We start from the raw sequence: 22440 nt of genomic DNA, 5'->3' as shown, positions 1-22440 counted from the left end.
CCCCCTTGGCGTGTCACTGATCCTTCGGCGATCACGCGAGTACCAGGCCCCGGCGTTTTGCCGGGGCTTTTTTTATCTCGCCAACAGGGCAACGGCGTAAATAAGGTGCGGGATCAAACGTGACGATAAGTCGGTGCCCGGCGGTTAATCATGATGGATATTATATATTTCCTTGCCCTTGTTATTAGCGGCTGATAAATTTGTTTTTTAAAAAAACCCTTTAATATCAAAATCTTGAATATGATGTTGGTTGTGTATCAATTAAGTGAATGAATGGCGGGAAATACCGCCGCCTTTGCAGCAGGGACGTTCTGTCGGATTTAACAAGGAGATAACTACAATGACCCGATCGGCATATTGCTTAACCGCATCACTTTTGCTGGCCATGACGTTGGCCGGTTGCCAAAACGCCAAACGACCGGCGGCGGCAGTGAATAAAGTCAGTGCAACGGAAACGGCGGAGCAGGATAAAAAACGGCGCGAGGCTGAACGTATCCAGCAGTGCCAACGTGAGCTCGAGGCCATGCGCAATATGGATCCCGAGAAATATCAAAAGTACAAACGCGAATTCGATGCGTTGATGAGCGGAGCCGCGCAGTACGCCGGGGTGCGGCCGCGGGTCAACACCGACACCCAGGAAACCGTCGACGCATTGTATCGCTACCGCATCAGCCGCACCTGCGTTGAAATAAGCACCACCATGATGACCGGTCTCGCCGAACGGGGAGAGCGCATCCAATGAGCCCACGTTCCCGGCTGGCGCTTTTAAGCCTGATGTTGCCGCTGATGGCGGCGCCCCATGCGCTGCATGCGGATGACGGCGTGCCCGCCTTGCTGCAGTTTGCCGAGCAGTATCATCGGCAGGATCCGCCGCCGCAGCCGGCAGACAAACCGCCGTCGCCGGCGGCGCAACAGCCGGCGGTCAAAACCAGGGCGTCCGCCGCCGGCCGGCAGCAGTGGGCGCTCGCCCAGAAGGCGCTGCGAGAAAAGAGCGGCCAGCTGGAGCGCCAGCAGGCGACAATCCAGTCTCTGCAGCAGGAATTGACGGCGCTGCGCGTTGCCACGGCGCTGACGGCCGCCGATCCGCCGCCGGTCAAGCCGGATCTGGCCGCGCTCGGCGCGTTGGCCAGCGGCGTGCGCCAGGCGCTTAACCTGACGCCGCAGGAGCAACAGGCGCAGGCGCTGATCGCCCGGGCCAGGGCGGCGCTGGCGCAGCAAAAGGCGGATTCCGCCAAGACGGTGGCCGAGCTTCGGCAACAAGTGACTCAGCTTCAGCAGCAGGAAAAGGCCCGGTTAACGCAGGCTGAAGCTTTGCAACAACGCCTCTCCAGGGCGGCGGAAGACAACGCGCAATCAACGCAGCGGCTGGATGCGGCAAAAAAACAGGCCGTCGAGGCCGAGCAGGCATTGACGGCCGCCAATCAGTCGCAGAAGGCGTTGCGCGATGAAATCGACGGGCTGCGCGCTCGCGCCAGGCTATTGCCGGATGGCCAGACGCTGAAAAAACCGCAGGGACAGCAGAGCTACGCCGCAGGCGTCGCGCTGGGGCGGGATATTCAGGCCCTGCTGGCGGAGCGCCAGAGCTGGGGCGTCACGCCGGACAAGGACGCACTGTTGGCGGGGGTGATCGATACCTTCAGCGGGCGCTATCAGTTGAATGAGGCGTTGTTGGCCAGCGCCCTGGCGGACTCGGAAAAAGCGGTGAATCAAGCGCGGGACAAATCGGCTAAGGAACAGCTGGCCAAGGGGGAATCCTTCATCGCCGAGTTCCGCAAGAAGAAGGGCATAAAAAAATCCTCGTCCGGCTTCTGGTATCGGCTGGACTACGCGGGGGATGAAGCGATCCCTGAAAATGCTTTGGTGTCTGTGGTGGTGAAAGAAACGCTGGCCGGTGGCCGCGTCATTCAGGATATGGACCGCAGCGGCAAAGTGCTTTCCCAGCCATTGTCGGCCTTTCCGCCGTTATTCCGCGAAGCTATCGGCTATCTGAAAAACCACGGTTCCTTGACCATGGTGGTTCCTTCGGCGCTGGCCTACGGCGAAGCGGGCTATCCGCCGCAAATTCCGCCAAACGCCACCATGGTGTACCAGCTGCGGATTGTCGACGTAGGGAAGGGATAACGCAGGGCCTGGCAGGCCAGGCCCCGGCAGTATCGGTTACGGCTTTTTGGCCACCAACACGGCGCGCAGCGGCGCCGGATAACCTTCGACCGTTTTGCTGCGGTCGTTGGGATCGAGGAATTCGGCCAGCGACTCGCTGGTCATCCAGTCGGTGCGGCGTTGCTCTTCGGTGCTGGTTACGCACATGTCGGCGATTTTCACGTCGACGAAACCGCATTTCTCCAGCCAGCACTTCAGCGCCTGGGCCGAAGGGATAAAATAAACGTTGCGCATCTGCGCGTAGCGGTCGCCCGGCACCAATACCTGATTGGCATCGCCCTCCACCACCAGGGTTTCCAGCACCAGCTCACCCTCGGAAACCAGCTGATTTTTCAGTTGATAGAGGTGATCCAGCGGCGAACGGCGGTGATACAGCACGCCCATCGAGAACACCGTGTCAAACGCCGCCAGTTCCGGCAGCTGTTCGATGCCGAGCGGCAGCAGGTGAGCGCGCTGATCGCCGCCCAGCAGTTTGCGCACCGCTTCGAACTGGCACAGGAACAGCTGCATCGGATCAATACCGACCGCCAGATGAGCGCCGGCGCCGATCATCCGCCACAGGTGGTAGCCGCTGCCGCAGCCGACGTCGAGAATGGTGCGCCCGGCCAACGGGGAAATGTGCGGCAACACGCGATCCCACTTCCAGTCGGAGTGCCATTCGGTATCGATGTCGATGCCGTACAGCGAGAAGGGGCCTTTGCGCCAGGGCATCATGGTGCGCAGCATTTTTTCAATGCCTTCCAGCTGGCCCGGCGACAGGCCCGGCTCCATTTCGGCGCGCACGCCGTGCAGCAGATCGAGACGGGTCGGGGTCAGGAGCGGCAGATGCTCCACCGAATTGAACCACTGCTTGAACTTGCCGTGCAGCGATTCGCGCTGCCAGGCGCTGAGCTGGGCGGGCAGGGTGTCCAGCCAGTGGCTTAGGTTGCTCTTGGCGATGCGCTGGTAGAAATCACCGAACTCGATCATTGGGCGTCTCCCGCTTTCAGGGCGATCAGCGAGCCGAAGTTAAAGCACTGGAACCACACTTCGGCATGTTTAAAGCCGGCCCGTTGCAGGCGCGCCTTATGCGCCTCAACCGAGTCGGTCAGCATCACGTTTTCCAGCATGCTGCGTTTCTGGCTGATCTCGAGCTCGCTATAGCCGTTGGCGCGTTTGAAATCGTGGTGCATGTTGAACAGCAGTTCGCCGACGTCGGCGTCTTCAAAGCTGAATTTTTCCGACAGCACCAGCGCGCCGCCCGGCCGCAGGCCGCGATACACCTGCTCCAGCAGGCGCAGCCGATCGGCCGGCTCAAGGAACTGCAGGGTAAAGTTCAGCACCACCATCGAGGCGTTTTCAATATTGACGTCGAGAATATCGGCTTCGATAACCTCAACCGGCGTGTCGGCGCGAAAGGCGTCGATATGCCGCCGACAGCGCTCGACCATCGCCGGGGAGTTATCGATGGCGATGATTTTGCAATCCGCCACCTTGATATTCCGCCGCATCGACAGCGTCGCCGCGCCCAGCGAACAGCCGAGATCGTAAACCTGGCTGCCGGGTTGCACGAAGCGTTCGGCCAGCATGCCAATCATCGAAATGATGTTGGAATAGCCGGGAACGGAACGCTGGATCATGTCGGGGAACACTTCTGCGACGCGTTCGTCGAAGGTCCAGTCGCCCAGTTTGGCGATGGGGGCGGAGAAAAGAGTATCGCGGTTTGGCATAGCGGCAAATAAGTTCAGAATTCGAAGGGGCGTATTCTAACAGATAACCGCAAGAAAGCGGAGCGGAAGCAGGCGGCGGGGCCGCCTGATGATTAACGGGGATCAGTGCAGGCTGAAAATCAGATCCCAGGGCAGATAGAAAATATTCGCCAGAACCATCAACAACAACGAAATATAGGTCGCAGCCATGCCGGAACGGCGCCAGCGGACCTCGCGATTACGCAGGCCGTAGTAATGAACCAGACGCCCGGCCATCAGCATCAGGCCGCAGAGGTGGATCATCCAGATCTCCGCACCGTTCATTTCCATAATCACCAACAGCACTGCGGCGATGGGAATGTATTCTACGGCGTTGCCGTGCACGCGGATGGCGGTCTGTAACTCATAGAAACCGCCGTCTCCGTAGGCGACACGGTACTGCATCCTTAATCTGACCACGTCATATGAGAGTTTGATCAACAACAATGCGCCGAGCACAACATAAAGCGCGCTTACCATTTTTCACTCCATTCCCTAACCAAAACTGGCAGCCAGCATCATAGCCGTCATTGTATTCACTGTCGCGAGGAAAAATCTGATGCTATTGGTCAGATTAATAGGTCAAAACAGTGCATCCTGCTCCGGCCAGTCCGGCGGCGCGGGCAAATCGGGGATCGCCTGGCGCAGCTGTTGCCAGATTTTTTGCGCCTGCTGCGGCGAGTCGCCGTTGTCCGGCGTATGAATGAACAGATAAGGCTGATGCCGTTGTTGCCAGAGCGGCAGCTTCTGCTGCCAGGCGTCGAACCAGCGCAGGTTATCGGCCAGCAGGTCGCCACCGATAAAGCGCACCAGCGGTTGGCCGGCGGTCACCAGCGCATGCACCGGCAGCTTCGGTTTTTTCTGCTGCGCGTCGCGCACCGCCGCGCTGTTGGGGGCGGCATGGTGCACCGGGCGGCTGTCGAGGATCACCCGATTGATACCGCGCTGATGCAGCCCCTGATTCAACAGGCGTTCTGCTTCTCCTTTGGCGAAGAACGCCGGGTGGCGCACTTCCACGCCGTAGGTGAAGGTTTTCGGCAGCGGGTCGAAAAACTGCCACAGGCGCGGCAATTCGTCAGGGCCGAAGGCCGAAGGCAGCTGCAGCCACAGCTGGCCGATGCGCTGATGTATCGGGCTCAGACACTGATAAAACGCCTGCAGCTCGGCGCCGCAGTTGCGCAGCGCGGCCTTATGGCTGATGTCCGAGGGGAATTTGAAGCAAAAACGAAAGTCATCGCCGGTCATATCGCGCCAGCGCTGCACGATTTCCTGTTTGGGCAGTGCGTAAAAGGTGGTGTTGCCTTCCACGCAGTTGAAATAACGGCTGTAGTCCGCCAGATCACGCAGCCCGATGCGGTTCCAGGCTGCGTGCTGCCACTGTGGTAGTCCGATGTAGATCAACGCGCCATCTTCCTTAATTTATCTCGTCAGGCTACAACTTAACGTTACTGGTCGAGCGCGGCAAGAATTTCACCGGTGCTGCGCACCCGCGCCAGGCGAGGGAAGATATTGTCGACGGCGAACCGGTGCATTTCACCGTTCTGCGCGCTGCAGGCATCTTCGGCGATCAGCAATTCATAGCCATGTTCCCAGGCGGCGCGGGCGGTGGATTCCACGCCGATATTGGTGGATATCCCGCACAGCACCACGGATTTGACGCCGCGACGGCGCAGCTGCAGATCGAGGTCGGTGCCGTAGAAGGCGCCCCATTGGCGTTTGGTGACCCGAACATCGCTGTCGCTGACCGCCAGCTGCGCGGGGAACTCCCACCAGCTGGCCGGCAGACCGCCCGCAGGGGCAGGGGCCGGCTGGTCCACCGGCTGCTTCAACGCTTCGGCGAAGGAATCGGACCACCCGACGCGCACCAGGAAAACCGGCGCGCCCAGCAGGCGAAAACGGGCGGCGAGAAGGGCGGCGTTGGACACCACCTGCTCGGCGCTGTGCGGCCCGCCGGCGTAGGGCAGAATGCCGTTTTGCAAGTCAATCAGCACCAGAGCGGTGGTTTGGGCATCAAGTTTCAGCATGGGATTCATCTCATTGCGAAGTGGATAAAATTCACTCAGGAAGGCGCGCGCACGCGGCGGCGCGCTAAACCGGGGAGACTCAGGCTACGTGAAAAAAGCGTCACGGGTTAATGGGAAATTTGTTAACCAATGTGTTACTTCGAACAAAAACGCGCCATTTAGTGCAGCAACAAAGCTGTGTTCGCACTTATCTGCCGCATGAATTTCCTTTATAATGGCCCCCTTTTTTCGACACTCTTTAATCCAACGACCTATGCCGATTTACGAATATGCATGTGGTGCTTGCAGCCATCGGTTAGAGAAATTGCAAAAATTTTCCGACGCGCCGCTGACAGACTGTCCGGCGTGTGGGCAGCCCGCGTTAACCAAGTTAATCTCCGCTACCGGCTTCCAGCTCAAGGGAACCGGGTGGTATGCGACAGATTTTAAACCGGGCAACAGGTAGAGTTCATCAGATAACCGCCGCGCGACAGGGGCATTGCGGCCCGGCGCGGCATCGGCTGTGTAAAAGGATAGCGTATGCGTACTGAATATTGCGGGCAGTTGAATCTGTCCCACGTAGGCCAGGAAGTCACACTCTGTGGTTGGGTCAACCGTCGTCGCGATCTCGGCGGCCTGATCTTTATTGATATGCGCGACCGCGAAGGCATCGTGCAGGTGTTCTTCGATCCGGACCAGAAAGTGGCGTTCGACAAGGCCTATGACCTGCGCAATGAATTCTGCATCCAGATCGTCGGCACCGTGCGTGCGCGTCCGGACAGCCAGATCAATAAAGATATGGCCACCGGCGAGGTGGAAGTCTTCGCGCATGCGCTGGAGATCATCAACCGCTCCGAACCGCTGCCGCTGGATTCCAACCAGGTGAACAGCGAAGAAGCGCGTCTGAAATACCGCTACCTGGACTTGCGCCGCCCGGAAATGGCCGATCGCCTGAAAACCCGCGCCAAGATCACCAGCTTCGTGCGCCGCTTTATGGACGACCACGGCTTCCTCGACATCGAAACCCCGATGCTGACCAAGGCCACGCCGGAAGGCGCCCGCGACTATCTGGTGCCGAGCCGCGTGCACAAAGGCAAGTTCTACGCGCTGCCGCAGTCCCCGCAGCTGTTTAAGCAGCTGCTGATGATGTCAGGTTTCGACCGTTACTATCAGATTGTTAAATGCTTCCGCGACGAAGACCTGCGCGCTGACCGCCAGCCGGAATTCACCCAGATCGACGTCGAGACCTCCTTCATGACCGCCGAACAGGTGCGTGAAGTGATGGAAAAACTGGCGCGTGAACTGTGGCTGGACGTGAAGGGCGTGGATCTGGGCAACTTCCCGGTGATGACCTTCGCAGAAGCCATGCGTCGTTACGGATCCGACAAGCCGGACCTGCGCAACCCGCTGGAGCTGGTGGACGTGGCCGACCTGGTGAAAGACGTCGAGTTCAAGGTGTTCTCCGGCCCGGCTAACGACGCCAAGGGCCGCGTCGCGGCGATCTGCGTTCCGGGCGGCGCACAGCTGACCCGCAAACTGATCGACGAATACGGCGCCTTCGTCAACATCTACGGCGCCAAAGGGCTGGCATGGCTGAAGGTCAACGATCGCGCCGCCGGCATGGACGGCGTGCAAAGCCCGATCGCCAAATTCCTCAGCGCGGAAGTGCTGGAAGCTATTCTGGCGCGCACCAACGCGCAGACCGGCGATATCCTGTTCTTCGGCGCCGACAGCGTCAAGATTGTGACCGACGCGATGGGCGCGCTGCGTCTGAAGCTGGGCCGCGACCTCGAGCTGACCCAGCTGGACCGCTGGGCGCCGCTGTGGGTGGTTGACTTCCCAATGTTTGAAGAAGACGGCGAGGGCGGCCTGGCGGCGATGCACCATCCGTTCACCGCGCCGCGCGACATGAGCCCGGAACAGCTGGCCGGCACGCCGACCAACGCCATCGCCAACGCCTACGACATGGTGATTAACGGTTACGAAGTGGGCGGCGGTTCGGTGCGTATTCACCGCAGCGAAATGCAGCAGACGGTGTTCAGCATTCTGGGCATCGACGAACACGAACAGCGCGAGAAGTTCGGCTTCCTGCTGGATGCGCTGAAGTACGGCACGCCGCCGCACGCCGGCCTGGCCTTCGGCCTGGATCGCCTGGTGATGCTGCTGACCGGCACCGACAACATCCGCGACGTGATAGCCTTCCCGAAAACCACCGCCGCGGCCTGTTTGATGACCGATGCGCCGAGCTTCGCCAACCCGGCGTCGCTGCAGGAGCTGGCGATCAGCGTGGTGAAGAAAGCCTCCGCTGAGCAAGAGAGCGAGTGATGAACTACAAGCGCCCCGAATCTATTCTGGTAGTGATTTATGCGAAATCCAGTGGACGGGTGCTGATGTTACAGCGGCGCGACGATACCGAATTCTGGCAGTCGGTCACCGGCAGCCTGGAGCAGGATGAGTCGCCGCCGCATGCCGCGCGGCGTGAGGTCATGGAAGAAGTCGGCATCGATATCGAAGCAGAGCATCTGCCGTTGTTCGATTGCCAGCGCTGCGTGGAGTTTGAACTCTTTGTCCATTTGCGACATCGCTATGCCCCGGGAACCACGCGCAATAAAGAGCACTGGTTCTGTCTGGCTTTGCCCGAAGAGCGCGATCCGGTCATTACCGAGCATCACGCTTACCGATGGCTTGAGGCGGCGGAAGCCGTGAAGTTGACCAAGTCATGGAGCAATCAGCAGGCGATTGAAGAGTTTGTGATTAATTCAGTCCAGTAATTTTTCGGAGATTTTTATGGCAGGTCATAGTAAGTGGGCCAACACCAAACACCGTAAAGCGGCGCAGGATTCCAAGCGCGGCAAAATTTTCACCAAAATTATTCGCGAGCTGGTTACCGCCGCGAAACTGGGCGGTGGCGATCCGGGGGCTAACCCGCGTCTGCGTGCGGCGATCGACAAGGCGCTGTCCAACAATATGACGCGCGACACCCTGAACCGCGCTATCGCGCGCGGCGTCGGCGGCGATGATGATACCAACATGGAAACCATCATCTATGAAGGCTACGGTCCGGGCGGCACCGCCGTGATGATCGAATGCCTGAGCGACAACCGCAACCGTACCGTAGCGGAAGTGCGCCACGCCTTCACCAAATGCGGCGGCAACCTGGGCACCGACGGCTCGGTCGCGTATCTGTTCACCAAGAAGGGCGTGATCGCCTACGCGCCGGGCCTGGATGAAGACAGCGTGATGGAAGCGGCGCTGGAAGCCGGCGCGGAAGACATCGTCAGCTACGACGACGGCGCCATCGACGTGTTTACCGCCTGGGAAAATCTGGGCGAAGTGAAAGACGCGCTGACCGCCGCCGGTTTTGAAGCGGAAGCGGCGGAAGTGTCGATGATCCCATCGACCAAGGCCGACATGGACGCGGAAACCGCGCCTAAGCTGCTGCGCCTGATCGATATGCTGGAAGACTGCGACGACGTGCAGGAGGTTTACCACAACGGTGAGATCTCCGACGAGGTTGCGGCGACGCTGTAATGACGTTGATGTACGGCGCTGCCACGCGGCAGCGCCGGGCGGAACCTACGCTTAACGCAAGGTGGTGGTAGAGATGGCGATCATACTCGGTATCGATCCCGGTTCACGTATCACCGGCTACGGACTTATCCGCCAGCAGGGCCGCCAGCTGAGCTATATCGCCAGCGGCTGCATTCGCACGGTGGTGGACGACATGCCGACGCGGCTTAAGCTGATTTATGCCGGCGTCAGCGAAATCATCACCCAGTTCCAACCGGACTTTTTCGCCATCGAACAGGTGTTTATGGCCAAGAACCCGGATTCGGCGCTCAAGCTCGGCCAGGCGCGCGGCGTGGCGATTGTCGCGGCGGTTAACCAGAACCTGGAAGTGTTCGAATACGCGGCGCGGCAGGTCAAGCAAACCGTGGTGGGCACCGGGGCGGCCGAAAAGGCGCAGGTGCAGCATATGGTGCGCTCGCTGCTGAAGCTGTCGGCCAATCCGCAGGCGGACGCCGCCGATGCGCTGGCCATCGCCATCACCCATTGCCATCTCAGCCAGAACGTGCTGCGGATGAGCGAAGGGCGATTGAACCTGGCGCGCGGGCGGTTACGCTGAAGGCAACGCCGGTGAACATTCAGGCTGGATATTCATCCAGCCTTTTTTATGTTATAAGCTTTAGCTGCACGGCATGGCAGTGAGCCATGCTCAGGAATTCTGCAGGAGGGTAAATGATAGGTCGTCTCAGGGGAAATATTCTGGAAAAGCAGCCGCCGCTGGTGTTACTGGAGGCGAACGGCGTCGGTTATGAAGTGCATATGCCGATGACCTGCTTTTATGAGCTGCCGGAACTGGGGCAAGAGGCTATCGTGTTTACCCACTTCGTGGTGCGTGAAGACGCCCAGTTGCTGTACGGCTTCAACGACAAGCAGGAGCGCGCGCTGTTCCGCGAGCTGATCAAGGTCAACGGCGTCGGGCCGAAGCTGGCGCTGGCTATCTTGTCCGGCATGTCGGCGCAGCAGTTCGTCAGCGCGGTCGAACGCGAAGAGATCACCGCCCTGGTCAAGCTGCCGGGCGTAGGCAAGAAAACCGCCGAGCGCCTGGTGGTGGAAATGAAGGACCGCTTCAAAGGGCTCAACGGCGACCTGTTCAACAACAGCAGCGAAATCGCGCTGCCGGCCGCCGCCAACGCCGCCGAAGTGGATGCCGAAGCCGAAGCGGCCTCGGCGCTGGTGGCGCTGGGTTATAAACCGCAGGAAGCCAGCCGCATGGTCAGCAAAATCGCCAAGCCGGGCGCCGATTGCGAAACCCTGATCCGCGACGCGCTGCGCGCCGCGCTCTAAGGTCGACAAGGGGCAGACAATGATTGAAGCCGATCGCCTGATTTCCGCCGAGCCGATCACCGAGGAAGACATTCTCGATCGCGCCATCCGTCCGAAGCTGCTGGCCGAATACGTCGGCCAACCGCACGTGCGCGAACAGATGGAAATCTTTATTCAGGCGGCCAAGCAGCGCGGCGACGCGCTGGACCATTTGCTGATCTTCGGCCCGCCGGGGCTGGGGAAAACCACGCTGGCCAACATTGTCGCCAACGAAATGGGGGTTAACCTGCGCACCACTTCCGGCCCGGTGCTGGAGAAGGCGGGGGATTTGGCGGCGATGCTGACCAACCTCGAACCGCACGACGTGCTGTTTATCGATGAGATCCACCGCCTGTCGCCGGTGGTGGAAGAGGTGCTGTATCCGGCGATGGAAGACTATCAGCTGGATATCATGATCGGCGAAGGCCCGGCCGCGCGTTCGATTAAGCTCGATCTGCCGCCGTTTACCCTGGTGGGCGCCACCACCCGCGCCGGTTCGCTGACGGCGCCGCTGCGCGATCGTTTCGGCATAGTGCAGCGGCTGGAGTTTTATCAGGTGGCCGATCTGCAGCACATCGTTTCGCGCAGCGCCAACTGCCTGGGGATAGACCTGTCGGATGACGGCGCCCATGAGGTGGCGCGCCGCGCGCGCGGTACGCCGCGCATCGCCAACCGCCTGCTGCGCCGGGTGCGCGACTTCGCCGAGGTGCGCGCCAATGGCGTGCTCAACGGCGCGGTGGCGATGCAGGCGCTGGATATGCTCAACGTCGATGCCGAAGGCTTCGACTATATGGACCGTAAACTGCTGTTGGCGATTATCGACAAGTTCACCGGCGGCCCGGTCGGGCTGGATAACCTGGCGGCGGCGATCGGCGAAGAGCGGGAAACCATCGAAGACGTGATCGAACCCTTCCTGATCCAGCAGGGGTTTATCCAGCGCACGCCGCGCGGCCGCATGGCGACCCATCACGCCTATCGGCACTTCGGCATCGAGCGCGAAGAATAAGCCATAAAAAAGGGCCGCTGATGCGGCCCTTGTCATATCACCCGGCAGGATCAGGCCTGCTGTTGGCGAAACAGGCTCAGCACAAACAGCAGCGCGGCGCTCAACACCACCGAAGGCCCGGCCGGCGTGTCGTAAAACGCCGAGAAGGTCAGCCCGCCGGTGACCGCCAGCATGCCGATCAGCACCGCGACGCCGGCCATCTGTTCCGGCGTGCGCGCAAAGCGACGGGCGGTGGCGGCGGGAATAATCAGCAGCGAAGTGATGATCAGCGCGCCGACGAACTTCATCGCCAGACCGATGGTCAGGGCGGTGACCAGCATCAGCACGGTGCGCGCGCGCGCCAGGTTGACGCCGTCGACGTGCGCCAGCTCCGGGCTGATGGTCATCGACAGCAGATCACGCCATTGCCACCATAGCACCAGCAGCACCACCGCCACGCCGCCGGCGATCATGACGATGTCGCTCAGGGTAACCGACAGCAGGTCGCCGAACAGATAGGCCATCAGATCGACCCGCACGTTGGACATCAGCGCCACCACCACCAGGCCGAGCGACAGCGCGCTGTGCGCCATGATGCCGAGCAGGGTGTCTACCGAAAGCTGCGGGCGGCGTTCGAGCCACACCAGCGCCAGCGCCAGCAACAGCGTGACGGCAATCACCGCATAGAACGGATTGACGTCCAGCAGCAGGCCGAAGGCCACGCCGAGCAAAGAGGCGTGCGCCAGGGTATCGCCGAAGTAAGACATCCGGCGCCAGACCACGAATGAGCCGAGCGGCCCGGCCGCGCCGGCCAACAACACGCCCGCCAACCAGCCCGGCAACAATAGTTCGATCATGCCTCGCCACTCCCGGTTTTCTTCAACACAATTCTTCCCTGCAGGTCGTGACGATGGTTGTGATGGTGGCGATAGACCGCCAGCTGCTCCGCGCCGCGGTTGCCGAACATGGCGATGAACTCAGGGTGCATCGAGACCACCTCAGGCGCGCCGGAGCAACAGATATGCTGGTTGAGGCACAGCACTTCGTCGGTTTTCGCCATCACCAAATGCAGATCGTGGGAGACCATCAGCACCGCGCAGCCCAGTTCCTTGCGCAGTTGGTCGATTAGACCGTACAGCGCCAGCTGGCCGTTGACGTCCACGCCCTGGGTGGGTTCGTCCAGCACCAGCAGCTGCGGCTTGTTGAGCAGCGCGCGCGCCAGCAGCACCCGCTGGTTTTCGCCGCCGGACAATTTTTGCATCGGCTGATCGAGCAGGTGGGCCGCCTGCACGCGCTTCAGCGCCGGCAGGATGTCGGCCTTTTTGACGCCGGGCTTGAGGCGCATAAAGCGGCTGACGGTCAGCGGCAGCGTGGCGTCAAGATGCAGTTTTTGCGGCACGTAGCCAATGCGCAGGCCCGGCTCGCGTTCCAGCGCGCCTTCGGAAGGGGAGATCAGCCCCAGCACTACGCGCACCAAGGTGGATTTACCCGCGCCGTTTGGGCCGAGCAGCGTCAAAATACGGCCCGGCTGCAGGCTGAGCGAAATATTCGACAACACCTTGCGGTTGCCGAAGGTGACGGAGATATTTTTTAGCGTTATCAGTGTGGACATCTCGTGATTACATTTTGCAGAACTAACCGAATGTTATAATATCACGCCTCGCTGACGAAAACGATGGGATTACTGATGATGGCACAGAAAAATAAATGGCTGCAGCGCACGCTGCTGGCCAGCGCTTTGTTGATGACCGGCCCGCTGAGCAGCGCTTCCGCTGCGGTGGTGACCTCAATTCGCCCGCTGGGCTTTATCGCCTCGGCCATCGCCGATGGCGTCACGCCGACCGAGGTGCTGTTGCCGGACGGCGCTTCTCCGCACGATTTCGCGCTGCGTCCGTCCGATCTGCAGCGCCTGCGCGCCGCCGATCTGGTGCTGTGGGTCGGGCCGGATATGGAAGCCTTTTTGACCAAGGCGCTGTCGCCGCTGCCGGCTAATCGCCAACTGGCCATCAGCGAGTTGCCGGCGGTGAAGCCGCTGCTGATGAAGGACGATGGAGGCCAGCATGACCATGAACATGCAGCCGATGCGCATAATCATGCCGATCATGATGACGGTGACGAGCACCATCACGGTGAATATAATATGCACGTTTGGCTGTCTCCGGATGTGGCTAAAGTGACCGCGATCGCGATTCACGACAGATTATTGGAACTTATGCCGCAAAATAAGGACAAATTAGACGCAAACCTGCGCCAGTTCGAGAATCTGCTGACGCAAACTGACAAAAATGTTGGTAACATGCTTAAGCCTGTGCAAGGTAGGGGTTATTTTGTTTTTCATGATGCTTACGGCTATTTTGAAAAACGCTTCGGTTTGAGCCCGCTGGGGCATTTCACCGTTAACCCCGAAATTCAGCCTGGAGCACAGCGCTTACACCAAATTCGAACACAGTTGGTTGAGCAGAAAGCGGTATGCGTTTTTGCTGAGCCACAATTCAGGCCGGCCGTAATCAATGCCGTCGCCAAGGGTACCACTGCGCGTTCCGGAACGCTGGACCCGTTGGGCACGGGCATCGCACTGGGGAAGGACAGCTACGGGAAATTCCTGACAGCGCTGTCAAACCAGTACGTGAGCTGCCTGAAGTAAAGCTTATGAGGATAATATCGAGTGCAGCAGATAGTCCGAACTATCGCTCTGGCGTATAACAACCTGCCACGGCCCCACCGCGTCATGCTGGGGTCGCTGACAGTGGTTACATTGGCCGTCGCCGTCTGGCGGCCTTTTGTTTATCACCCAGAACATAACCCCATCGTCAAGAACGTCGAATTAGAATCCAGCCAGTTGCGCTCCTTGCTGCCCGAAGCCAGCGAGCCGATCGACGCCGATCAGGCCACCCCCGATGATGAAATCCCTCAGGATGAACTGGACCAGAAAGGCGCCGGTGAAGAGGGCGTGCATGAATATGTGGTTTCCACCGGCGATACCCTCGGCAGCATTCTGACCCAGTACGGCATCGATATGTCGGACGTCACGCTGCTGGCTTCGCAAAACCGCGATCTGCGTAACCTGAAAATCGGTCAGCAGCTGTCGTGGACGGTGAACGACGCCGGCGATCTGCAACAGCTGACCTGGGAAGTTTCCCGCCGGGAAACCCGCACCTACGATCGCGTCGGCAACAGCTTCAAAGAGTCGCAGGAATCGCAGCAGGGCGAATGGAAAAACAGCGTGGTCAGCGGCCGCCTCAACGGCAGCTTCGTCAGCAGCGCCGGCGACGCCGGCCTGAACCGTTCTGAAATCAATGCGGTGATCAAGGCGCTGCAGTGGCAGCTGGACTTCCGCAAGCTGCGCAAAGGCGACCAGTTCGCGGTGTTGATGTCGCGCGAGCATTTTGACGGCAAGCGTTCGCAAAGCCAGCTGCTGGGCGTGCGCATGCGCACCGGCGGCAAGGATTACTACGCCATCCGCGCCGAAGACGGCAAATTCTATGACCGCCAGGGTTCCGGCCTGGCGCGCGGCTTTATGCGTTTCCCGACCATGAAGCAGTTCCGCATTTCCTCCAACTTCAATCCGCGCCGGGTCAACCCGGTGACCGGCCGCATTGCGCCGCATAAGGGCGTCGACTTCGCGATGCCGGTCGGTACGCCGGTGCTGGCGGTGGGCGACGGTGAAGTGCTGATCGCCAAACGCAGCGGCGCCGCCGGCAACTATGTGGCGATCCGTCATGGCCGCCAGTACACCACGCGCTATATGCACCTGAAAAAGCTGCTGGTCAAGCCGGGTCAGAAGGTGAAGCGCGGTGACCGCATCGCGCTGTCGGGCAACACCGGCCGCTCCACCGGGCCGCATCTGCACTTTGAACTCTGGACCAACCAACAGGCGGTGAACCCGCTGACGGCGAAGCTGCCGCGTTCCGAGGGCCTGAGCGGCAAGGATCGCAGCGATTATCTGGCGCAGGTGAAGGAAGTGGTTCCGCAGCTGCAGCTGGATTGATCCCGTCGTCCAGGCGCCCCGGCGCCAGTGATCCCATCGGCCTGATTTCGGGCCGATGGCGTTTTATATGGGCGCTTCGCGGAGGTGATTGCAAATTCATCTGCTGCAATTATTATTAGCGAACCGCTAAGTTAAGAGCTTGTGCATGCAAAACCAGAAAAAATCGAACGTAGAGTTCATTCCGCAATTTCAGAAGGCCTTTTTCCACCCGCGCTACTGGGGCGTATGGCTGGGAACCGGCCTGATGGCCGGCATTTCGCTGGTGCCTGCGCGCCTGCGCGACCCGGTGCTGGGCGCCGTCGGCACGCTGGCCGGCAAACTCGCCAAGGGCGCCCGCCGCCGCGCGCGCATCAACCTGCTGTACTGCCTGCCGGAAGTGCCGGAAAGCGAACGCGAGCATATTATTGACCAGATGTTCGCCTGCGCGCCGCAGTCGATGGTGCTGATGGCCGAACTGGCCTGCACCAGGCCGGAAAAGGTGCTGAAGCGCGTGCGCTGGCACGGTGAAGAGGTGCTGGACAACATCCGCGCGGAAGGGCGCAACGTCATCTTCCTGGTGCCGCACGGCTGGGCGGTGGACGTGCCCGCGATGCTGATGGCCGCCCGCGGCCAGCCGATGGCGGCGATGTTCCATAATCAGCGCAACCCGTTGGTCGACTATCTGTGGAACGCCGTGCGCCGTAAATTCGGCGGCCGCATGCACGCGCGCAATGACGGCATCAAGCCGTTTATCAGTTCGGTACGCCAGGGATACTGGGGCTATTATCTGCCCGATCAGGATCACGGCGCCGAGCACAGCGAGTTCGTTGATTTCTTCGCGACCTACAAGGCCACGCTGCCGGCGGTAGGCCGCCTGATGAAGGTCTGTCGCGCCGCGATAGTGCCGCTGTTCCCGGTGTATGACGGCAAAACCAGCATGCTGAATATCTACATCCGCGCGCCGATGGACGATTTGGCCGAGGCTGACGATCCGCGCATCGCGCGCCGCATGAACGAAGAGGTGGAAAACCTGGTGGGGCCGAATCCGGAACAGTACACCTGGATCCTGAAGCTGCTGAAAACGCGCAAGGAAGGGGAGACGGAACCTTATTCGCGCGACGATCTGTACCGCTAGCGTCACGCAGGATGGCGTGGCTGAAGCGATAAAAAAAGCCAGTCGGCGTTAACCGACTGGCTTTTTAGCATTTCCGGCGGCGATTATTCGACGCGCAGGATGCGGCTGGTATTGGTGGTGCCGACGGTTTCCATCACGTCGCCCTGGGTGACGATCACCAAATCGCCGGAAACCAGGAAGCCTTTGTCGCGCAGGCGATTGACGGCGTCATTGGCGGCGACCACGCCGTCGTTGTGGCTGTCGAAGTACACCGGCGTTACGCCGCGGTACAGCGCCGTCAGGTTCAGCGTGTGCTCATGGCGCGACATGGCGAAGATCGGCAGGCCGGAGCTGATGCGCGACATCATCAGCGCGGTGCGGCCGGACTCGGTCATGGCGATCAGCGCGGTGACGCCTTTCAGGTGGTTGGCGGCGTACATCGAAGACATGGCGATCGCCTCTTCAATGTTGTCGAACTGCACGTCCAGGCGGTGTTTGGAGACGTTGATGCTCGGGATTTTCTCTGCGCCCAGGCAAACGCGGGCCATCGCCGCGACGGTTTCCGCCGGGTACTGGCCGGCCGCGGTTTCCGCCGACAGCATGACGGCGTCGGTGCCGTCCAGCACGGCGTTCGCCACGTCCATCACTTCGGCGCGGGTCGGCATCGGGTTGGTGATCATCGACTCCATCATCTGGGTGGCGGTGATCACGGCGCGGTTCAGCGTGCGGGCGCGGCGGATCAGCTTTTTCTGGATGCCGACCAGCTCCGGATCGCCGATTTCGACGCCCAGATCGCCTCGGGCCACCATCACCACGTCAGACGCCAGGATGATGTCGTCCATCGCTTCGTCGCTGCATACCGCTTCGGCGCGTTCAACCTTGGAAACGATTTTGGCGTTGCAGCCGGCGTCGCGCGCCAGGCGGCGCGCATAATTCAGGTCTTCGCCGGTGCGCGGGAAGGAGACCGCCAGGTAGTCGACGCCAATCTTGGCGGCGGTGACGATGTCGGCCTTGTCTTTTTCGGTCAGGGCTTCGGCAGACAGGCCGCCGCCCAGTTTGTTGATGCCCTTGTTGTTGGACAGCGGACCGCCCACGGTGACTTCGGTAAACACTTTCATGCCCTGCACTTCGAGCACCTTCAACTGCACGCGGCCATCGTCGAGCAGCAGCACGTCGCCCGGCACCACGTCGGCAGGCAGGCCTTTATAGTCGATACCGACTTTTTCTTTATCGCCTTCGCCTTTGGACAGGTTGGCATCGAGCAGGAATTTATCGCCCACGTTGAGGAAGATTTTGCCTTCCTTGAAGGTGGATACGCGGATTTTCGGCCCTTGCAGATCGCCCAGGATCGCGACGTGACGCCCCAATTTAGCCGCTATCTCGCGGACTTTGTCAGCGCGAGCCTGATGGTCTTCGGCGCTGCCATGGGAAAAGTTGAGCCGAACTACGTTAGCGCCGGCGGCAATGATCTTTTCCAGATTATTGTCGCGGTCAGTAGCCGGACCCAGGGTGGTAACAATTTTGGTTCTTCTGAGCCGTCTGGACATGTATTACTCCGTTGACTGGTGAAGCAAATAATGGTGTTGCGATAACGTCGGATAACGAAACCAGGAGTGAAATGTAATTTTACTACACCGATGTTTCACTCGGGTTACCCGCATGAGCGTTTAACAGGGTACTGCCTCTCTCGCTGTCGTTCAAATCAGGACGGACGGCAGCTTTTTTTCACTGGGTTACGAGTCAAAACTGTTGGGGATCATCACGCCCTTATCAAAGCGCGATTCTTTGAGCGCTTCCTTGACCCGCTTCAAGTTATCTCTGAATTTAGCCCCTCTGCGCAAGGTAAATCCGGTGGCCAGCACGTCAATGAGCGTTAATTGCGCGATCCGCGACACCATCGGCATATAAACGTCGGTATCTTCCGGCACGTCGAGCAGCAGGGCGAGGGTGGCCGCCTGCGCCAAAGGCGTATCGCGCGAGGTGATGGCGATCACCGTGGCGTCGTTTTCACGCGCCAGATGCGCCATTTCCACCAGGTTCTTGGTGCGGCCGGTGTGGGAAATGAGCACCACCACGTCGCCTTCGCCGGAGTTCATGCAGCTCATGCGCTGCATCACGATATCGTCGAAATACACCACCGGGATGTTAAAGCGGAAAAATTTGTTCATCGCGTCGTGAGCCACCGCCGCCGAGGCGCCCAGACCGAAGAAAGAGATCTTTTTCGCCTGGGTGAGCAGGTCAACCGCACGATTGATTGCGGCAATATCCAAATTTGCCTTTACTGTATCCAGACTGGCCATGACCGATTCGAAGATTTTACTGGTATAGGAATCGACGCTGTCATCTTCCTCTACGTTGCGGTTTACGTAGGGGGTGCCGTTAGCCAGGCTTTGGGCAAGGTGCAGTTTGAAATCGGGGAAGCCTTTGGTCTCCAGGCGGCGACAAAAGCGATTGACGGTTGGCTCGCTCACGTCGGCCATGCGAGCCAGCGTGGCGATGCTGGAGTGGATGGCGGTCTGCGGGGAGGCCAGGATCACCTCGGCGACTTTCCTTTCAGATTTGCTCAGGAGCTCCAGATGGCTCTGGATTTTTTCCAGCGTATTCATATAACGGGAGTCACTCATGGGTTTTGTCGATTTCAATCAAAGGAGAAATCAATGCCGGTTTAGTGAAAATATACTACGTGCTGGTAACCGTTGGCAGTATCGACAGGGCGTATGCAGGCTTTTTTCACCAGAATATGACCTGTGTCTAACTTTCATAATGGTAATGGAACGCCAAAAAAGACGGAAAGTTACAGTTTTTGGCGCTTCGGGCGGCATCCGGCCGGGGGGCGCTTAACACTGAGATCTTTAGGGCTTTTTGATCCGGGTTTACTGGCCGTAGTCAAAGAGAGTACATTAGTAATGTAAGAAAATTACAAATATCCTGCAACGAGGAGATGAACATGGCGGTAACCTCTACAGCCCAGGCGTGTGACCTGGTTATTTTCGGCGCGAAAGGCGATTTGGCGCGTCGGAAGCTGCTGCCTTCCCTGTACCAATTAGAAAAAGCCGGCCATATCCACCCGGATACGCGCATCATCGGCGTCGGCCGCGCCGAGTGGGATAAGAAAGCCTACACCGAGGTGGTCAAGGAAGCGCTTGGCACCTTCATGAAGGAAAAGCTGGATGACGAACTCTGGGCGACGCTGAGCGCGCGTCTGGACTTCTGCAACCTCGATGTGAACGACAGCAAGAACTTCACCAGGCTCGGCAAAATGCTGGATCAGAAGCATCGCACCACCATCAACTATTTCGCGATGCCGCCAAGCACCTTCGGCGCCATCTGCAAAGGGCTGGGCGAAGCCAGGCTGAACCACGAGCCGGCGCGCGTGGTGATGGAAAAACCGCTGGGCACCGATCTGGCGTCCTCCCGCGTGATCAACGATCAGGTGGCGGAGTATTTCAACGAATCCCAGGTTTACCGCATCGACCATTACCTCGGTAAAGAGACGGTACTGAACCTGCTGGCGCTGCGCTTCGCCAACTCGCTGTTCGCCTCCAACTGGGACAACCGCACCATCGATTCCGTGCAGATCACCGTGGCGGAAGAGGTGGGCATCGAAGGCCGCTGGGGTTACTTTGACCAGGCCGGCCAGATGCGCGACATGATCCAGAACCACCTGCTGCAAATTTTGACCATGATCGCCATGTCGCCGCCGGCGGACCTGACCACCGACCGCATCCGCGACGAAAAGGTGAAAGTGCTGCGCTCGCTGCGTCGCATCGATCAAACCAATGTGCGCGAGACCACGGTGCGCGGCCAATATACCGCCGGCTTCGTGCAGGGTAAAAAGGTGCCGGGTTATCTGGAAGAGGAAGGGGCGAACAAAAGCAGCAGCACCGAAACCTTCGTGTCCATTCGCGTGGATATCGACAACTGGCAGTGGGCCGGGGTGCCGTTCTACCTGCGCACCGGCAAACGTCTGCCGACCAAATGTTCGGAAGTGGTGGTGTACTTCAAGAACCCGCCGCTCAACCTGTTCAGCGACTCTTATCAGCAACTGCCGCAGAACAAGCTGACCATTCGCCTGCAGCCGGATGAAGGCATCGAGATCCAGGTGCTGAACAAGGTGCCGGGGTTGGACCACAAGCACCGTCTGCAAACCACCAAGCTGGACCTGAGCTTCTCGGAAACCTTCAACCAGGAGCACGTGGCGGACGCCTACGAGCGCCTGCTGCTGGAAACCATGCGCGGCATTCAGGCGCTGTTCGTGCGCCGCGACGAAGTGGAAGAGGCCTGGAAGTGGGTCGACTCCATCATGGACGCCTGGAAAGCGGACAACGAAGCGCCTAAGCCATACCAGGCCGGCACCTGGGGCCCGGTGGCTTCCGTGGCGATGATCACCCGCGACGGCCGTTCCTGGAACGAATTCGAGTAACGCTTACCGCCGGCAGCCTGTCTGCCGGCTTTTTTTTGCCCGCGACAAGCGGGGACAACATCACTTGGGGTGCGGCCGGACGCCTGCGCTAACGCGCGGGGCCCTGTGGCAGGGGCGTGCCAGATTAAAACCGTAAGTAATGGAGAAGACACGACGATGAAAAACTGGAAAACCAGTGCAGAACAGATCCTGACCTCAGGCCCGGTGGTTCCGGTCATTGTGATCAACAAGCTGGAGCAGGCGGTGCCGTTGGCCAAGGCGCTGGTCGCCGGCGGCGTGCGGGTGCTGGAAGTGACGCTGCGCACCCCCTGTGGGCTGGACGCCATCCGCGCCATCGCCCAGGAGGTGCCGGAGGCGATCATCGGCGCCGGCACGGTGATCAATCCGCAGCAGCTGAGGGAAGTGACCGAGGCCGGCGCGCAGTTCGCCATCAGCCCCGGCCTGACCCTCGACCTGCTGCAGGCGGCGACCGCCGGCTCGATCCCTCTGATCCCGGGCATCAGCACCGTTTCCGAACTGATGCTGGGTCTGGACCACGGCCTGCGCGAGTTCAAGTTCTTCCCGGCGGAAGCCAACGGCGGCGTGAAAGCGCTGCAGGCGATCGGCGGCCCGTTCCCGCAGGTGCGTTTCTGCCCGACCGGCGGCATTACGCCAAACAATTACCGTGATTACCTGGCGCTGAAGAGCGTGCTGTGCATCGGCGGCTCCTGGCTGGTGCCGGCCGAAGCGCTGGAGAGCGGCGACTATGCGCGCATCAGCGAACTGGCGCGCAGCGCCGTCGAGGGCGCTGCGCTGTAACCCGCGCCGAGCCTGGGGTTGGCGATTGTTTGCCCAGCCCCGAAGACACCGAGGTTCAACGGTTTGTTGAACCTTTTTTTATTTTTAAATTCCTTAACTTTATTATTTTTAACCCGTTTTTTTCTGATTTTTGTGAAAACGGCAGTTTGCTTTCTTATTTTTGCTATGGTACAAATATCGCAGTTGAAAATTTTACTTTTATGAGGATATTGGGCAAATCGCACGGTGTGCGGCTGAGAATAGAGAATAATTATGATGAAACTTAACGGAACTACCCTCAGAACCTCTACTTGCCAGCTTTTCCTTTCTGCCATCCTTGCCAGTGAGCATCACTGGTGCAGCGAGCTATAGCGTCTTTCTCCCTTAACCGGCGTCGATGACAGGCACAGCCCTT

At 59.8% G+C, this 22440-nt stretch carries 23 protein-coding genes; 14 read left to right on the top strand and 9 right to left on the bottom strand.

Translation table 11 applies throughout. The annotated features are described in order from the left end of the window. The first annotated feature begins 340 nt into the window (after positions 1 to 340). Together CKW09_RS14150 and CKW09_RS14145 are read left to right on the top strand one after the other, a co-directional pair. Positions 341 to 742, top strand: coding sequence for a hypothetical protein (locus tag CKW09_RS14150; RefSeq protein ID WP_095097882.1), 402 nt, complete (start codon positions 341 to 343; stop codon positions 740 to 742). Then, positions 739 to 2121 carry an FKBP-type peptidyl-prolyl cis-trans isomerase N-terminal domain-containing protein gene (locus tag CKW09_RS14145; RefSeq protein ID WP_231922049.1) on the top strand — a complete coding sequence of 461 codons (1383 nt, stop codon included), beginning with the start codon at positions 739 to 741 and terminating at the stop codon, positions 2119 to 2121. The genes CKW09_RS14150 and CKW09_RS14145 overlap by 4 nt, the downstream gene beginning before the upstream one ends. Before the next feature lie 36 nt (positions 2122 to 2157). On the opposite strand, the gene cmoB is transcribed toward CKW09_RS14145, so the two are convergent. The 5 genes from cmoB to CKW09_RS14120 all read right to left on the bottom strand — a co-directional run bounded on the left by cmoB (position 2158) and on the right by CKW09_RS14120 (position 5911). Continuing rightward, complete coding sequence (gene cmoB, locus CKW09_RS14140; protein WP_095097876.1) at positions 2158 to 3129, bottom strand: tRNA 5-methoxyuridine(34)/uridine 5-oxyacetic acid(34) synthase CmoB; 972 nt, start codon at positions 3127 to 3129, stop codon at positions 2158 to 2160. Beyond that, positions 3126 to 3869 carry a carboxy-S-adenosyl-L-methionine synthase CmoA gene (gene cmoA, locus CKW09_RS14135; protein ID WP_095097873.1) on the bottom strand — a complete coding sequence of 248 codons (744 nt, stop codon included), beginning with the start codon at positions 3867 to 3869 and terminating at the stop codon, positions 3126 to 3128. Before cmoA ends, cmoB begins: the two co-directional genes overlap by 4 nt. 102 nt (positions 3870 to 3971) lie before the next feature. Beyond that, a complete protein-coding gene (locus CKW09_RS14130) occupies positions 3972 to 4367 on the bottom strand; it encodes an MAPEG family protein (RefSeq protein ID WP_004932387.1) in 396 nt (131 codons plus the stop codon). 102 nt (positions 4368 to 4469) lie between these two features. Further along, positions 4470 to 5285 (bottom strand): DUF72 domain-containing protein, encoded by an 816-nt coding sequence (locus CKW09_RS14125; protein ID WP_095100157.1) that lies wholly within the window; start codon positions 5283 to 5285, stop codon positions 4470 to 4472. A gap of 47 nt (positions 5286 to 5332) precedes the next feature. Next, on the bottom strand, positions 5333 to 5911 hold the full coding sequence (locus CKW09_RS14120; protein ID WP_061794555.1) for a hydrolase: 579 nt from the start codon (positions 5909 to 5911) through the stop codon (positions 5333 to 5335). Positions 5912 to 6125: 214 nt separating this feature from the next. Between CKW09_RS14120 and CKW09_RS14115 the strand changes: the two genes are divergently transcribed. The 7 genes from CKW09_RS14115 (at position 6126) to ruvB (ending at position 11765) form a co-directional block, all read left to right on the top strand. Continuing rightward, positions 6126 to 6356 (top strand): FmdB family zinc ribbon protein, encoded by a 231-nt coding sequence (locus tag CKW09_RS14115; RefSeq protein ID WP_331712577.1) that lies wholly within the window; start codon positions 6126 to 6128, stop codon positions 6354 to 6356. A gap of 74 nt (positions 6357 to 6430) precedes the next feature. Further along, positions 6431 to 8215 (top strand): aspartate--tRNA ligase, encoded by a 1785-nt coding sequence (gene aspS, locus CKW09_RS14110; protein ID WP_095097870.1) that lies wholly within the window; start codon positions 6431 to 6433, stop codon positions 8213 to 8215. After that, complete coding sequence (gene nudB, locus CKW09_RS14105; RefSeq protein ID WP_061794553.1) at positions 8215 to 8661, top strand: dihydroneopterin triphosphate diphosphatase; 447 nt, start codon at positions 8215 to 8217, stop codon at positions 8659 to 8661. The genes aspS and nudB overlap by 1 nt, the downstream gene beginning before the upstream one ends. A 16-nt stretch (positions 8662 to 8677) precedes the next feature. Further along, complete coding sequence (locus CKW09_RS14100; protein WP_061794552.1) at positions 8678 to 9421, top strand: YebC/PmpR family DNA-binding transcriptional regulator; 744 nt, start codon at positions 8678 to 8680, stop codon at positions 9419 to 9421. Positions 9422 to 9494: 73 nt separating this feature from the next. Beyond that, entirely contained in the window at positions 9495 to 10016 is a 522-nt protein-coding gene (gene ruvC, locus CKW09_RS14095; RefSeq protein ID WP_061794551.1) for a crossover junction endodeoxyribonuclease RuvC, read from the top strand. A gap of 113 nt (positions 10017 to 10129) precedes the next feature. Next, positions 10130 to 10741: a Holliday junction branch migration protein RuvA gene (ruvA, locus tag CKW09_RS14090; protein ID WP_061794550.1), complete on the top strand. Its 612-nt coding sequence runs from the start codon at positions 10130 to 10132 to the stop codon at positions 10739 to 10741. Between the two features lie 19 nt (positions 10742 to 10760). Next, entirely contained in the window at positions 10761 to 11765 is a 1005-nt protein-coding gene (gene ruvB / locus CKW09_RS14085; RefSeq protein WP_061794549.1) for a Holliday junction branch migration DNA helicase RuvB, read from the top strand. A 50-nt stretch (positions 11766 to 11815) separates the two neighbouring features. On the opposite strand, the gene znuB is transcribed toward ruvB, so the two are convergent. Together znuB and znuC are read right to left on the bottom strand one after the other, a co-directional pair. Then, positions 11816 to 12601, bottom strand: coding sequence for a zinc ABC transporter permease subunit ZnuB (gene znuB, locus CKW09_RS14080; protein WP_061794548.1), 786 nt, complete (start codon positions 12599 to 12601; stop codon positions 11816 to 11818). Continuing rightward, a complete protein-coding gene (gene znuC / locus CKW09_RS14075; protein WP_095097867.1) occupies positions 12598 to 13356 on the bottom strand; it encodes a zinc ABC transporter ATP-binding protein ZnuC in 759 nt (252 codons plus the stop codon). Before znuC ends, znuB begins: the two co-directional genes overlap by 4 nt. A 78-nt stretch (positions 13357 to 13434) precedes the next feature. Here znuC and znuA point away from each other — a divergent pair, with 78 nt between their 5' ends. From znuA to lpxM, 3 genes are all read left to right on the top strand, one after another. Further along, the gene (gene znuA, locus CKW09_RS14070; RefSeq protein ID WP_061794764.1) at positions 13435 to 14388 is read left to right on the top strand and encodes a zinc ABC transporter substrate-binding protein ZnuA; all 954 of its coding nucleotides are present in this window, start codon (positions 13435 to 13437) and stop codon (positions 14386 to 14388) included. Positions 14389 to 14409: 21 nt separating this feature from the next. After that, a complete protein-coding gene (gene mepM, locus CKW09_RS14065; protein WP_061794546.1) occupies positions 14410 to 15732 on the top strand; it encodes a murein DD-endopeptidase MepM in 1323 nt (440 codons plus the stop codon). Between the two features lie 145 nt (positions 15733 to 15877). Further along, positions 15878 to 16846 (top strand): lauroyl-Kdo(2)-lipid IV(A) myristoyltransferase, encoded by a 969-nt coding sequence (lpxM, locus tag CKW09_RS14060; RefSeq protein ID WP_095100154.1) that lies wholly within the window; start codon positions 15878 to 15880, stop codon positions 16844 to 16846. 83 nt (positions 16847 to 16929) lie between these two features. On the opposite strand, the gene pyk is transcribed toward lpxM, so the two are convergent. Both pyk and CKW09_RS14050 read right to left on the bottom strand, forming a co-directional pair. Next, positions 16930 to 18372 carry a pyruvate kinase gene (pyk, locus tag CKW09_RS14055; protein ID WP_061794544.1) on the bottom strand — a complete coding sequence of 481 codons (1443 nt, stop codon included), beginning with the start codon at positions 18370 to 18372 and terminating at the stop codon, positions 16930 to 16932. Between the two features lie 186 nt (positions 18373 to 18558). Then, on the bottom strand, positions 18559 to 19431 hold the full coding sequence (locus tag CKW09_RS14050; RefSeq protein WP_061794543.1) for a MurR/RpiR family transcriptional regulator: 873 nt from the start codon (positions 19429 to 19431) through the stop codon (positions 18559 to 18561). Between the two features lie 341 nt (positions 19432 to 19772). On the opposite strand from CKW09_RS14050, the gene zwf reads away from it, so the two are divergent. Then, the gene (zwf, locus tag CKW09_RS14045) at positions 19773 to 21248 is read left to right on the top strand and encodes a glucose-6-phosphate dehydrogenase (protein ID WP_061794542.1); all 1476 of its coding nucleotides are present in this window, start codon (positions 19773 to 19775) and stop codon (positions 21246 to 21248) included. A 156-nt stretch (positions 21249 to 21404) separates the two neighbouring features. Continuing rightward, a complete protein-coding gene (locus tag CKW09_RS14040) occupies positions 21405 to 22046 on the top strand; it encodes a bifunctional 4-hydroxy-2-oxoglutarate aldolase/2-dehydro-3-deoxy-phosphogluconate aldolase (protein WP_095097864.1) in 642 nt (213 codons plus the stop codon). Positions 22047 to 22440: the final 394 nt, after the last annotated feature.

The organism is Serratia ficaria (genome assembly GCF_900187015.1).
In the GTDB taxonomy this organism is placed as follows: Bacteria; Pseudomonadota; Gammaproteobacteria; order Enterobacterales; family Enterobacteriaceae; genus Serratia; species Serratia ficaria.
Note: the sequence above shows the minus strand (reverse complement) of the source record. Positions and strands in the feature narration are given on the sequence as shown.

What these genes read in the sequence shown, in the direction of transcription:
- CKW09_RS14150 (WP_095097882.1), top strand. Translation starts at nt 341, where the DNA reads ATGACCCGATCGGCATATTGCTTAACCGCATCACTTTTGCTGGCCATG.
- CKW09_RS14145 (WP_231922049.1), top strand. Translation starts at nt 739, where the DNA reads ATGAGCCCACGTTCCCGGCTGGCGCTTTTAAGCCTGATGTTGCCGCTG.
- cmoB (WP_095097876.1), bottom strand. Translation starts at nt 3,129, where the DNA reads ATGATCGAGTTCGGTGATTTCTACCAGCGCATCGCCAAGAGCAACCTA.
- cmoA (WP_095097873.1), bottom strand. Translation starts at nt 3,869, where the DNA reads ATGCCAAACCGCGATACTCTTTTCTCCGCCCCCATCGCCAAACTGGGC.
- CKW09_RS14130 (WP_004932387.1), bottom strand. Translation starts at nt 4,367, where the DNA reads ATGGTAAGCGCGCTTTATGTTGTGCTCGGCGCATTGTTGTTGATCAAA.
- CKW09_RS14120 (WP_061794555.1), bottom strand. Translation starts at nt 5,911, where the DNA reads ATGCTGAAACTTGATGCCCAAACCACCGCTCTGGTGCTGATTGACTTG.
- CKW09_RS14115 (WP_331712577.1), top strand. Translation starts at nt 6,126, where the DNA reads ATGGCCCCCTTTTTTCGACACTCTTTAATCCAACGACCTATGCCGATT.
- aspS (WP_095097870.1), top strand. Translation starts at nt 6,431, where the DNA reads ATGCGTACTGAATATTGCGGGCAGTTGAATCTGTCCCACGTAGGCCAG.
- nudB (WP_061794553.1), top strand. Translation starts at nt 8,215, where the DNA reads ATGAACTACAAGCGCCCCGAATCTATTCTGGTAGTGATTTATGCGAAA.
- CKW09_RS14100 (WP_061794552.1), top strand. Translation starts at nt 8,678, where the DNA reads ATGGCAGGTCATAGTAAGTGGGCCAACACCAAACACCGTAAAGCGGCG.
- ruvC (WP_061794551.1), top strand. Translation starts at nt 9,495, where the DNA reads ATGGCGATCATACTCGGTATCGATCCCGGTTCACGTATCACCGGCTAC.
- ruvA (WP_061794550.1), top strand. Translation starts at nt 10,130, where the DNA reads ATGATAGGTCGTCTCAGGGGAAATATTCTGGAAAAGCAGCCGCCGCTG.
- ruvB (WP_061794549.1), top strand. Translation starts at nt 10,761, where the DNA reads ATGATTGAAGCCGATCGCCTGATTTCCGCCGAGCCGATCACCGAGGAA.
- znuB (WP_061794548.1), bottom strand. Translation starts at nt 12,601, where the DNA reads ATGATCGAACTATTGTTGCCGGGCTGGTTGGCGGGCGTGTTGTTGGCC.
- znuC (WP_095097867.1), bottom strand. Translation starts at nt 13,356, where the DNA reads ATGTCCACACTGATAACGCTAAAAAATATCTCCGTCACCTTCGGCAAC.
- znuA (WP_061794764.1), top strand. Translation starts at nt 13,435, where the DNA reads ATGGCACAGAAAAATAAATGGCTGCAGCGCACGCTGCTGGCCAGCGCT.
- lpxM (WP_095100154.1), top strand. Translation starts at nt 15,878, where the DNA reads ATGCAAAACCAGAAAAAATCGAACGTAGAGTTCATTCCGCAATTTCAG.
- pyk (WP_061794544.1), bottom strand. Translation starts at nt 18,372, where the DNA reads ATGTCCAGACGGCTCAGAAGAACCAAAATTGTTACCACCCTGGGTCCG.
- CKW09_RS14050 (WP_061794543.1), bottom strand. Translation starts at nt 19,431, where the DNA reads ATGAATACGCTGGAAAAAATCCAGAGCCATCTGGAGCTCCTGAGCAAA.
- zwf (WP_061794542.1), top strand. Translation starts at nt 19,773, where the DNA reads ATGGCGGTAACCTCTACAGCCCAGGCGTGTGACCTGGTTATTTTCGGC.
- CKW09_RS14040 (WP_095097864.1), top strand. Translation starts at nt 21,405, where the DNA reads ATGAAAAACTGGAAAACCAGTGCAGAACAGATCCTGACCTCAGGCCCG.